The sequence below is a fragment of the Yoonia sp. genome (assembly GCF_036007805.1).
In the GTDB taxonomy this organism is placed as follows: Bacteria; Pseudomonadota; Alphaproteobacteria; order Rhodobacterales; family Rhodobacteraceae; genus Yoonia.
In genome coordinates this window covers 1-10,811 of sequence record NZ_DASYOK010000078.1, presented here as the reverse complement: position 1 = coordinate 10,811, position 10,811 = coordinate 1, and the positions used below count along the sequence as shown (strand labels likewise).

Genomic DNA, 10,811 nt, shown 5'->3' with positions numbered 1-10,811 from the left:
CGAGGTCCCGGGTCAGGCCCGGGACTGCGGGCACATCCCACCCCCGATCGTGCACCTTTGTACATACGCAGTGTGTACAGCTTGTGTACGCAAAACATACGCCCCTTTCCCTCGCGTCACGCCGCCCTATTTCCACCTTATGCGCTATTTGATCCTTACCCTTTTCCTCGCCTCTCCTTTGGCCGCACAAGAGATTGAAACCGATCTCGAACTGGTGCTGCTGGCCGATGCCTCCGGCTCGATCGACGCCGACGAGCTGCTGTTCCAGCGCCAGTCCTACGCCACAGCCATCACCGATCCGGCGGTGGTCTCGGCGATCCAGAACACGCTTTATGGCTCGATTGCGGTGACCTATGTGGAATGGGCCAGCAATCAGGCCACGGTCGTGGACTGGACCATCATCACCGATATGGAAAGTGCCACCCGTTTCGCAAACGCCCTGATCGGCCCGCCCCGACAGGCGCGCGGACGCAATGCTATCGGGTCGGCCCTGCTTTATGGCATGGAACAGATAGAAAACAATGATATCAGGGGCTTCCGCCGCGTGATCGACTTTTCCGGCGACACCATGGCCAACACTTTCGGCCCGCCCATCACCCAAGCCCGCGATGAGGTGGTGGCCAACAACATCACCATCAACGCCCTGCCGATCCTGCGCAACAGCAACTTTATGGGCAACAGCCTGCCCCGGCTTTACGAAGAAAATATAATCGGTGGCCCCAACGCCTTCGTCATGCCCGCTTTCAGCGGACCTGAATTCACCGACGCGGTGCGCCGCAAGCTGATCCTCGAGATCGCGGGGACAACACCGCAGACCGAATACGCCTCACTCCTGCTGGAGGGATTGCAGGTAAGCGAGTAGGTCAACAATCGGCTGCGACGTCAGAATGGGCTGCCCTGTCTCGGCTTTGGTCGCCACGTCGGTGCCTTCGAAGAAATCCCCGTAAACCGGCATCATGCTGCCATGGCTGACAAGCGGATCACGCCCGTCAATCCGCATGATCACACGCGCGGTCGGGAACACACCGTCGTTTTCTACGGCAAGCCGTGTCAGGTTGCTGGGCGCCACAACCAAAGACGGGGACATCGGCCCGTTGCCGCTGGCCGCATTGCCGTGGCAGGTGGCGCAGTAAAAGCCGAAAAGTGCCTCGCCCTGCATCGCATCCTGCGCTGCAACAGGGGATGCAAGGCCCAACGCCAGTATCACCGAAAAGATGCGCATCACGGTCTCCTCTATGCTGCTGGGATCAGCCTAGGCAGAGGATGCGCCTTCTGCGTTGATGCAAATCAACTAGCGCAGTGTCAGTCCACCGATCGCCGCACGGATCACGCTGTCGGTGTCATCACTGTCACCCGACACGGCCAGCCCGATCAGCGCGCCTTTTTCGCCGCCAAAGGCGCGGGCATAATCCGCCGCCAGATCAACGCTTTCACTGAACGATCCGGTCCCGGCCGGCCGTAGCGCAACCGTCACCCCCTGCCCCGCAGGACCATAAGGCGACGGGATCACCTGTCCGCGCGCATGGTTGCCACCCCAGGCGTACTGGATGATCCGCACATCATCATTGCCCAGCAGGGCGCGGATATTCGCCCCTTCAAGGCTGGGCGCAATGCTTTGCGGTACAAACACAAAATAAAGCGAGATATTGCGATCATCGCCACCTTTCAGGCTCAGATCGGTGGGCGGTACGGATTGCTCGACGGTCCAGTTCCATGTCGCGCCACGCGTCCCCCAATTTGCTGGTGCGACGCGGCTCCAGGCGATGGAAACGGACCCTTCCGACACCAGCCCGAGGTTCTGTCCGAAAACATAGTCGTTCGAGCTAAACAGCGACAGACGCTGCTCTTGCCAGCCGTTGTCAAATCTTACTTCGGCTGCCTGCGCGCTTGCGGCTATCCCGAGGGCGAACACTGTCGCAAAAATCCGGTGCATAAAAAATATCCTCTGTAACTCCTTAGGATAAAATTAGCCCAGTTACGATGCGCAGGAACCCGGCATCTGCTGTTTTCACGCGAACGTTAGCGCAGGTTACTGCTGGATGGATTCCAGATACTCGGACAGCACCAAGAGCTTCATGGGCACCGGTGTGCCCAACCCCTGCTCTTCCACAATCACGGTCTCGCCCAGATCACCCGCGCCGAATTCCGGCATCACGGCGCTGAAATGCGCACCACGGTCCAGCCCGTCGATGGTGCTCATGACCTGATTTACAGGGAAAACACCGCCATTACGTGCGGCAATCGTGGTCAGATCAGGCGGGGCCACAGCCAGATCGCGCGCCGCCGGACCATCCCCTTTGCCATCGGCCCCATGACAACTGGCGCAATTCTCCATATAGGCTGTCCGCCCGTCGATGGGCTCTTCGACACAAGCCGTCAGGCCCAGCGCCAGCAAAATAATGACGTACCGCATATCAGCCTCCTGTTTTGTCCAGACTGTAACAAAAGCGGACAGCCTGCCACCATGATTTGTATCAATCAGCAGATTATCGACACTCACGCAGTTTCGAGAACACCACTATTCAATCGCACCTGACGATCCATTCGCGCGGCGAGTTCCAGGTTATGTGTCGCTATCACGGCCGCAAGGCCCGTATCGCGCACAAGCCCCATCAGCGCCGCGAACACCTGATCCGAGGTATCAGGGTCAAGGTTTCCTGTCGGTTCATCCGCCAACAAAAGCGCAGGTTCATTCGCCAAGGCACGGCAGAACGCCACCCGCTGTTGTTCGCCCCCAGAAAGCGCCGCAGGACGGTGCGCAGCACGCGCCGCGATCCCGACACGATCCAGCAAGGCCATCGCGTGTTTCTCTGCTGCTTGCTCGGAACGGCCGTTTGCCAGTTGTGGCAGAACGATGTTTTCGAGCGCTGAAAATTCCGGCAGCAGATGGTGGAATTGATAGATGAACCCTACGGTTGACCGGCGCACCGCCGTGCGTTTGCGATCAGACAGGCGGGTCATATCCGTGCCTTCGATCTGCACCGTGCCGTCGTCGGGCGTATCCAAAAGGCCCGCAATATGCAGCAAGGTCGATTTGCCCGCACCTGACGGGGCGACCAACGCCACCACCTCACCCGGTTTCACGTCCAATGATACGCCTTGCAGCACACGCACCTCGTTTGGTTTGCCTGCGTTGTAGGTTTTCGTCAGGTCCGCGACCTGCAGCGTGAAATCACTCATAGCGCAGCGCCTCGACGGGGTTCATCCGCGCAGCACGGCGCGCAGGAAAGATCGTGATAATCCAGGACAGACCCAGCGACAGCGACACCGCCTTGAGCACATCAACCAGCCGCAATTCAGCGGGGATGTTGTAAATCCCCCTGATGGACGGATCCCAGACACCGCCCCCCGCGACATAGTTCACAAAGCTGAAGATCGTGTCGATGTAGATCGCGAAAAGGCAGCCAAGGATCACCCCAAACGCCGTGCCAATCGTCCCAATCCCCGCACCACAAATAAAGAAAATCCGCAGGATCGACCCTTCGGTGAGGCCCATGGTGCGCAGGATTCCCACATCGCGGCCCTTGTTCTTCACCAGCATAATCAAACCGCTGATGATGTTCATCGACGCCACCAGCACAAGGATCGACAGGATGATAAACATCACATTGTCCTCTATCGTGAGCGCGCGCAAAAACCGCCCCACCCTGTCCTGCCAGCTATAGGCCCACATGCCGGGGCCAGCGGCATTGGCGATGTCCTGCTTGAGAACTTCCGACTGGTTCAGATCGTCCAGCCTGATTTCCAATTCATCGGCAACACCGTCACGGTTCATGATCAGTTGTGCGACATCAAAGGGCAGATAGACGCGCACCTCATCAATCTGGAAACGCCCCGTCGAGAAGATGTAAACCACCTCATAGGCATTGCGCCGTGTGGCCTGCCCCATCGGTGTGGATGCACCCGAGCGCGTGGTCAACTCTATCCGGTCCCCGATATCAAGGCCAAGGTTTGCTGCCAAAGCAGAGCCAATCGCAATCCCGTTCGGCAGATCATCAATATTGCCAAAGGTAAGCTCGCTATCGACAATGGCATCAGAGCCTTTGAGATCCTCCAACCTGATCCCGAAAATATCCGCAAGCCCGATCCGCCCCGACGGCCCCGAGGCCATCGCCTGCCCGCGAATAAGCGGCGCGACCGAACTCACCCCCTCTACAGCGCGGACATTATCAGCCACCTGTTCAAAATCCGTAATCACCCCGCGCGGCATCACCACGCTGACATGGGCATTGGCCCCTGCAATCGTGTCAATAAACTCGGCGCGAAAGCCCGAACGCACCGCCAATGTCGCAATCAGCGCGAACACCGCAAGGGTCACACCGATCAGGCTGATCCATGTCATCACGCTGACACCGCCCTCGGCACGTTTGGCGCGGATATAGCGCCACGCGATCATCCATTCGAATTTTGCAAAGGGACGTGTTGTCCTGACCTCGGCCATGAATGCTCCTGCTTGGGTTTGCCGCAAGGTGGTGCGCGGGGGCGCAATGGTCAAGCGGATGTGCGCTTATCTTTGCACGCCCGCAAGTCGCGGTCTGTTGGGCGGCGTTTCCGCCACAAGGGTCGGACGCGTCACAGGAGGGTCGGCTTTGATCGTCGGCGCGCGGCGTTTCTTGGTCGCGGGCGCGGGCTTTGTGCGGCGGAACGGCATGGACACCAGCGCCGCCAAAATCGCGAAACCGGCCCAGCCGCCCAAGAAACCTGTTCCGGCAGAAGCAGCCCCCGCGACGCTCAGCGGCACAGCCGGTGTGAAATCATCCCAGACCGCAGCAAGCGTCGCGGGATCGGCCATCCGGTGCGGCAATGCCAGACGCTCCAACGGGGTCGCCTCGCGCAAGAGCATCAGATTCTCGCTCAGCCGCGCGTGGCGGGCAAAGGTCCGCCGCCAAAGCGCCTCTTGCGAGGCCACCAGCGGAGTTTCGGCCATCGCCTGCAGCATCTCTTCGCGGCCCATGCCATCGGCAAGGGCAGTCTGGTCGAAATCAACCACCTGCCGCGTGAGCTCATCCACCTGACCGGCCAGCCGTTGCAGATATTGCTGCGAAAATTCAGGATACTGCGACAGGCCGGCGGCACCGCTGAGCCCACCGATCAAGCACAGGGCGCGGATCATGCCAGCACCCCATTGCGGGAAATCATTATCATCTGCTGCCTCGAAGCATTTTCTTTTGCGCCAAGGTAGCAGATTTCGGCAGGGCTGTTAACGCGCGATGCGCCTTATGCGCGCACTTTCGCGCGAGCGTGGAAGCTCCCTGGGCTGGCTCACGCAATTCCCTCATAGATCTTGGCGATTTTCGCCACGGCCTCTTGCGGTGGCAGCTCTTCGCTTTCGCCTGTCCGGCGGCTTGTCAGCTCAACCACACCGTTCTTGAGGCCGCGTGGCCCCACGGTGATGCGCCAAGGCAGGCCGATCATATCCATCGTGCCGAACTTGGCCCCTGCCCGCTCATCTCGGTCATCGTAAAGCGGCTCAAGGCCCAGCGCTGTCAGCGACGCATAGAGCGCCTCGCAAGCGGCATCTGCCTCGGCATCACCGGATTTGAGGTTCACGATCCCGCAATGGAACGGCGTCACACCCTCGGGCCAGATGATACCCTTGTCGTCATGGCTCGCCTCGATAATGGCCCCCAGCAGACGCGACACGCCAATGCCGTGGCTGCCCATGTGGACCGGTACCTTGCCGCCCTTGCCATCATCGACCAAAGCGCCCATCGCCTCGGAATATTTGGTGCCAAAGTAGAAAATCTGTCCCACTTCGATCCCACGCGCCGTGCGCTTACGTTCCTCTGGGATCGCATCAAACAGTGTTTGGTCATGCGTTTCGTCGGTGCGGGCATAGCGCGAAGTGAACTCCTCAAGCACCGCCTGACACGCCGCGTGATCGTCATAATCAATGTCGCGATCGCCGAACTTCAGTTCGGTGATCTCGCTGTCATAGAAAACCTCTGACTCGCCAGTCTCGGCCAGCACAAGGAACTCATGGGTGTCATCGCCGCCAATCGGGCCACTGTCGGCGCGCATTGGAATGGCTTGCAGCCCCATGCGTTCATAGGTGCGCAGATAACTGACCAAATGGCGGTTGTAGGCGTGCAGCGCGTCTTCTTTGGTCAGATCGAAGTTGTAGCCGTCCTTCATGTAGAATTCGCGGCCCCGCATGACGCCAAAGCGCGGGCGGACCTCGTCGCGGAATTTCCACTGGATCTGGTACAGCGTCAGCGGCAAGTCTTTGTAGCTCGTCACATGGGCGCGGAAGATATCCGTCACCAGTTCCTCGGCCGTTGGTGTGAACAACATCTCACGCCCGCCACGATCCTTGATCCGCAGCATTTCTTCACCGTAGGCATCATAACGCCCGCTTTCGCGCCACAGGTCCGCCGACTGGATCGTTGGCATCTGGATTGCGATATGGCCTGCGCGCGCCTGTTCCTCATGCACGATATCCTCGATCTTGCGCAGCACTTTAAAGCCGAGCGGCAGCCACGAGTAGATCCCCGCGCTGGCCTGCTTGATCATCCCCGCCTGCAACATATAGCGGTGGCTGACGATCTGCGCCTCGCGGGGCGTTTCTTTGAGAACGGGCAGGAAATAGCGGCTCAGGCGCATGTGTTCGACCTTTTTGGAGACTAGTGTTGGCGTGGGTTTAATCCCCTGCGCAGGCCCTCGCAAGCAATGTCATCACAGATAGCTGGGTATGGCGAAGATTATCGCGGACGTCATCCCGCCTGTTATCACCGCAAGCGTGCCCGGCGCGGGGTAAATTTTATCCGTGCTCTTGCACCGCCATGCCGCATGCCGCATCTATTGTGCAGCGAAATAAGGATCATGCATGGCACTTCCTGTCGGACAGCAAGCAAAATACTGGGGCATCGCAACGGCGGTCTTTCTGCTGGCTTTATGGTTTTTGGGTGATGTGATCCTGCCCTTCGTGCTTGGCGGGGCAATTGCCTATTGCCTTGATCCCATCGCAGACCGGCTTGAGCGTTTGGGGTGCAGCCGCATCACGGCTGTTGCAATCATCACGCTGGTCGCTCTCTTCGTCTTTATCTTGCTGATCCTTCTGGTCATTCCGACACTGGTGCAACAAACCGCATCGCTGATTGAAACAGCCCCTGCATTGTTCGACCGCCTGCGCACAGGGCTGACCGAGCGTTTCCCGCAACTGATGGACAACCAGAGCGTCGCCTATCAACAGCTTTTGACGATTGGCGAGGCGATCCAGTCGCGCGGTGGCGAGCTGATCAATGGGCTGCTCTCGTCGGCGCTCGGGCTTATCAACATCATCGTTTTGCTGGTCATCGTGCCGGTTGTGGCGGTGTATATGCTGCTTGATTGGGACAATATGACCGCCAAGATCGACAGCATGCTGCCGCGCGACCACGTCGATACCATCCGCCAACTGGCCCGCGACATCGACGCGACGCTGGCCTCTTTCATTCGCGGCCAAGGCACCGTCTGTCTGGTGCTGGGCACCTACTATGCCGTAGCGCTCATGCTGGCGGGATTGAACTTTGGCCTGATCGTGGGCTTTATCGCCGGTCTGATCACCTTCATTCCCTATGTGGGCGCCTTGGTCGGCGGCACATTGGCCGTCGGGCTGGCGCTGTTCCAGTTCTGGGGCAGTGTCGAGGTGCCTGATGGCGACACGATGGCCTATGCCACCAACTGGCTGCGGATCGGGATTGTCGCAGCGATTTTCGGGATGGGGCAGTTTCTTGAGGGCAATATCCTGACGCCGAAACTTGTGGGCGGGTCGGTTGGCCTGCATCCTGTGTGGCTGCTTTTTGCACTCGCGGTCTTCGGAACACTTTTTGGCTTCGTCGGCATGCTGGTTGCCGTACCAATCGCCGCGATGATCGGTGTGGTCGCGCGCTGGGGTCTGGCCCAATACAAAGACAGCCTTCTCTATCGCGGCAAATCCGGGGGCGACTGAATGTCAGACCAGCTCGCTTTTGACTGGCCAACGGGTGTTGCGCTGGGACCTGATGATTTCTTTGTCTCCGAGGCGAACGCGCAGGCCTATGCGATGCTGTCCGCGCCCGAGACATGGCCGGAACGCAAACTGGCCCTTATCGGCCCGAAAGGCAGCGGCAAAAGCCATCTGGCGCGCGTGTTTCAAAGCCAGAACGATGCGGTCTTGATTGAGGCCGCGACAATTGGTGCTGATTTCCGGACAGATGCGAGGACAGTCATCATCGAGGACATCGAAAGGCTGCCGCCCCTCGCCGAGGAAGCGGTGTTCCACCTTCACAACAATCTGCGTAACGCGCGCGGTACGTTGCTGCTCACATCCCATGTGCCGCCAAGCCGCTGGCAGATCGCCCTGCCAGATCTGGCCAGCCGGATGCAGGCCACCACCGTTGCGCAGATCACTAACCCCGACGATGCGCTGCTATCGGCGCTGATCATGAAGCTTTTTACCGACCGGCAGATCAACCCGCAGCCCCATCTGGTCCAATATCTGAGCACCAGAATTGAACGGTCCTACGCGGCGGCCGCCGCGATCGTCGCCCGCCTTGACACCGCCGCCCTGGCGCAGGGCCGCAAGATCAACAAAGCACTCGCCGCCGAGCTGCTGGACAAAATGTAACGAAGCCCGCAATACTTGTCATATTGCCGCAATAAAAGCGGAACAAAAGGCCTTCATGATCGACGCAAATTTCTTAGAAGGGGCATACCCCGCCCCCACGACACTCGATATTGACCCCGAAAGCCCCGCGCGTTTTGTCAACCGCGAGCTGAGCTGGATCGGCTTTAACTGGCGCGTGCTGGAAGAGGCCGAAAACCCGCGCGTACCTTTGCTCGAGCGGCTGCGGTTTCTGTCGATTTCGGCCACCAACCTTGATGAGTTCTATACCGTGCGTGTCGCAGGCCTGCGCGAATTGGCAAATGAAGGCAATGTGACCCCGGGCCTTGACGGCCTCACCCCGGCCGAGCAACTGGTGGATATTGACCGCGATGCACGCGCTCTGATGTCGCGCCAGCAAACGGTGTTTACTGAATTGCAAAAGCTGATGGCCGAACAGGATATCCATATTCTGGACCGTGCCGCACTGAGCGACGATGACATCAACTATCTTGAAGACGTGTTTCTGGAACAGGTGTTTCCGGTTCTTTCACCCCTCGCGATTGACCCTGCACACCCGTTCCCGTTTCTACCCAACGAAGGCTTCGCACTGGCGCTCCAGCTTGAGCGGCCCAGCGACAAACGCCAGTTACGGTCACTTCTGCCAGTACCGGCGCAGATTGACCGCTTCGTGGCACTCCCCGCCGAGACAGGGCACCGTTTTCTGCCGCTGGAAGAGCTTCTGGTGCTGCATATAGGGCGGCTTTTTCCCGGCTATAAGATGAAGGGCAGCTGCGCCTTCAAGGTGCTGCGCGACAGTGATCTGGAACTGGAGGACGAAGCCGAAGACCTGGTGCGCGAGTTTGAAACGGCCCTGAAACGGCGCCGGCGTGGCGAGGTGGTGCGCCTTAAACTCTCGGCGGGCGCGCCTCCTGCGCTCAAATCACTGATCATGTCGGAACTGCATGTGACCGAAGATACCGTGGTCGAGGTCGACGGCCTGATCGGCATTGCCGATCTGGGCGAACTGGTACTGGACAGCCGCCCTGACCTGTTGTGGCCCCCTTTTTCGCCACGGGTGCCGGAACGGGTGCAAGATCATGACGGAGATATGTTCGCCGCGATCCGCCAAAAGGATATGCTGCTGCATCACCCCTATGAGACCTTCGACATGGTGGTGCGTTTTCTGACACAGGCCGCGCGCGACCCCAATGTCGTGGCGATCAAGCAAACGCTTTATCGGACATCCAAACGCTCGCCCATCGTCGAGGCGCTCTGCGAGGCCGCCGAAGACGGAAAATCCGTTACCGCCTTGGTGGAACTGAAAGCCCGCTTTGACGAGGCCGCAAACATCCGTCAGTCGCGACGGCTGGAACGCGCCGGTGCGCATGTTGTCTACGGGTTTCTGAAGTACAAAACCCACGCCAAGATCTCCACAGTGGTCCGGCGCGAAGGCGACAAACTGGTGACCTATACCCACTTCGGCACCGGAAACTACCACCCCATCACCGCGCGCATCTATACCGACCTGAGCCTGTTCACCTGTGATGCCGATCTGGGCCGCGATGCCACCAAGGTATTCAACTATCTGTCGGGCTACGCCCAGCCCGAGGGGTTACAGAACCTCGCGATTTCACCTCTGACGCTCAAGCAGAGCTTGTTGGACAGCATCGCCAAAGAGGCCGAGAACGCGCGAGCAGGCAAACCTGCGGTGATCTGGGCCAAGATGAATTCGCTGATTGAGGTCGACGTGATCGACGCGCTCTATGCGGCCAGCCAGGCAGGCGTGAAAATCAGTCTTGTTGTGCGCGGCATTTGCGGGCTGCGGCCGGGTGTCAAAGGCCTGTCGGAAAATATCCGTGTCAAATCCATTGTCGGCCGGTTTCTGGAACATTCGCGCATTGTCTGCTTTGGCAACGGCAATACGCTGCCGTCCAAAAAGGCGAAGGTCTATATCAGTTCCGCCGACTGGATGGGACGCAATCTCAATCGGCGGGTCGAGACACTGGTCGAGATCAAGAACCCGACAGTCAAGGCACAGATCGTCAGCCAGATCATGGCTGCCAATATGGCCGATATCGCGCAAAGCTGGGTGATGGCCGCCGACGGCAGCTTTACCCGCGCACCGGTCGAGGAAGGGGTTTTTGCCTTTAACTGCCACCGCTTCTTCATGGAAAACCCGTCTCTATCGGGTCGTGGTTCCGCAGGGGCATCCGATGTGCCGCAGTTGACGCATACGGATGATTAG

11 protein-coding genes are annotated in these 10,811 nt (G+C 59.2%); 4 read left to right on the top strand and 7 right to left on the bottom strand.

Annotated elements, in window-relative coordinates:
- Positions 1-139: 139 nt before the first annotated feature.
- A complete protein-coding gene (locus VGP75_RS04895) occupies positions 140-862 on the top strand; it encodes a DUF1194 domain-containing protein (protein ID WP_327542588.1) in 723 nt (240 codons plus the stop codon).
- Here VGP75_RS04895 and VGP75_RS04890 read toward each other — a convergent pair.
- From VGP75_RS04890 to proS, 7 genes are all read right to left on the bottom strand, one after another.
- Positions 827-1,222, bottom strand: coding sequence for a c-type cytochrome (locus VGP75_RS04890; RefSeq protein WP_327542587.1), 396 nt, complete (start codon positions 1,220-1,222; stop codon positions 827-829). The two genes, VGP75_RS04895 and VGP75_RS04890, sit on opposite strands and share 36 nt — an antisense overlap.
- A gap of 69 nt (positions 1,223-1,291) precedes the next feature.
- Positions 1,292-1,933 carry a DUF3047 domain-containing protein gene (locus VGP75_RS04885; protein WP_327542586.1) on the bottom strand — a complete coding sequence of 214 codons (642 nt, stop codon included), beginning with the start codon at positions 1,931-1,933 and terminating at the stop codon, positions 1,292-1,294.
- Between the two features lie 96 nt (positions 1,934-2,029).
- Entirely contained in the window at positions 2,030-2,413 is a 384-nt protein-coding gene (locus VGP75_RS04880) for a c-type cytochrome (protein WP_327542585.1), read from the bottom strand.
- 83 nt (positions 2,414-2,496) lie between these two features.
- Complete coding sequence (locus tag VGP75_RS04875; RefSeq protein WP_327542584.1) at positions 2,497-3,180, bottom strand: ABC transporter ATP-binding protein; 684 nt, start codon at positions 3,178-3,180, stop codon at positions 2,497-2,499.
- Positions 3,173-4,441 (bottom strand): ABC transporter permease, encoded by a 1,269-nt coding sequence (locus VGP75_RS04870; RefSeq protein ID WP_327542583.1) that lies wholly within the window; start codon positions 4,439-4,441, stop codon positions 3,173-3,175. The genes VGP75_RS04875 and VGP75_RS04870 overlap by 8 nt, the downstream gene beginning before the upstream one ends.
- Positions 4,442-4,507: 66 nt before the next feature.
- Positions 4,508-5,113 (bottom strand): DUF2937 family protein, encoded by a 606-nt coding sequence (locus VGP75_RS04865; RefSeq protein ID WP_327542582.1) that lies wholly within the window; start codon positions 5,111-5,113, stop codon positions 4,508-4,510.
- 149 nt (positions 5,114-5,262) lie between these two features.
- A complete protein-coding gene (gene proS / locus VGP75_RS04860; RefSeq protein WP_327542581.1) occupies positions 5,263-6,603 on the bottom strand; it encodes a proline--tRNA ligase in 1,341 nt (446 codons plus the stop codon).
- Between the two features lie 223 nt (positions 6,604-6,826).
- Here proS and VGP75_RS04855 point away from each other — a divergent pair, with 223 nt between their 5' ends.
- The 3 genes from VGP75_RS04855 to VGP75_RS04845 are packed head-to-tail and all read left to right on the top strand — an operon-like array spanning position 6,827 to position 10,811.
- On the top strand, positions 6,827-7,930 hold the full coding sequence (locus tag VGP75_RS04855; RefSeq protein WP_327542580.1) for an AI-2E family transporter: 1,104 nt from the start codon (positions 6,827-6,829) through the stop codon (positions 7,928-7,930).
- Entirely contained in the window at positions 7,931-8,587 is a 657-nt protein-coding gene (locus VGP75_RS04850; protein ID WP_327542579.1) for a P-loop NTPase family protein, read from the top strand. It begins immediately after the preceding gene.
- 55 nt (positions 8,588-8,642) lie between these two features.
- Entirely contained in the window at positions 8,643-10,811 is a 2,169-nt protein-coding gene (locus VGP75_RS04845; RefSeq protein WP_327542578.1) for an RNA degradosome polyphosphate kinase, read from the top strand.

What these genes read in the sequence shown, in the direction of transcription:
- VGP75_RS04895 (WP_327542588.1), top strand. Translation starts at nt 140, where the DNA reads ATGCGCTATTTGATCCTTACCCTTTTCCTCGCCTCTCCTTTGGCCGCA.
- VGP75_RS04890 (WP_327542587.1), bottom strand. Translation starts at nt 1,222, where the DNA reads ATGCGCATCTTTTCGGTGATACTGGCGTTGGGCCTTGCATCCCCTGTT.
- VGP75_RS04885 (WP_327542586.1), bottom strand. Translation starts at nt 1,933, where the DNA reads ATGCACCGGATTTTTGCGACAGTGTTCGCCCTCGGGATAGCCGCAAGC.
- VGP75_RS04880 (WP_327542585.1), bottom strand. Translation starts at nt 2,413, where the DNA reads ATGCGGTACGTCATTATTTTGCTGGCGCTGGGCCTGACGGCTTGTGTC.
- VGP75_RS04875 (WP_327542584.1), bottom strand. Translation starts at nt 3,180, where the DNA reads ATGAGTGATTTCACGCTGCAGGTCGCGGACCTGACGAAAACCTACAAC.
- VGP75_RS04870 (WP_327542583.1), bottom strand. Translation starts at nt 4,441, where the DNA reads ATGGCCGAGGTCAGGACAACACGTCCCTTTGCAAAATTCGAATGGATG.
- VGP75_RS04865 (WP_327542582.1), bottom strand. Translation starts at nt 5,113, where the DNA reads ATGATCCGCGCCCTGTGCTTGATCGGTGGGCTCAGCGGTGCCGCCGGC.
- proS (WP_327542581.1), bottom strand. Translation starts at nt 6,603, where the DNA reads ATGCGCCTGAGCCGCTATTTCCTGCCCGTTCTCAAAGAAACGCCCCGC.
- VGP75_RS04855 (WP_327542580.1), top strand. Translation starts at nt 6,827, where the DNA reads ATGGCACTTCCTGTCGGACAGCAAGCAAAATACTGGGGCATCGCAACG.
- VGP75_RS04850 (WP_327542579.1), top strand. Translation starts at nt 7,931, where the DNA reads ATGTCAGACCAGCTCGCTTTTGACTGGCCAACGGGTGTTGCGCTGGGA.
- VGP75_RS04845 (WP_327542578.1), top strand. Translation starts at nt 8,643, where the DNA reads ATGATCGACGCAAATTTCTTAGAAGGGGCATACCCCGCCCCCACGACA.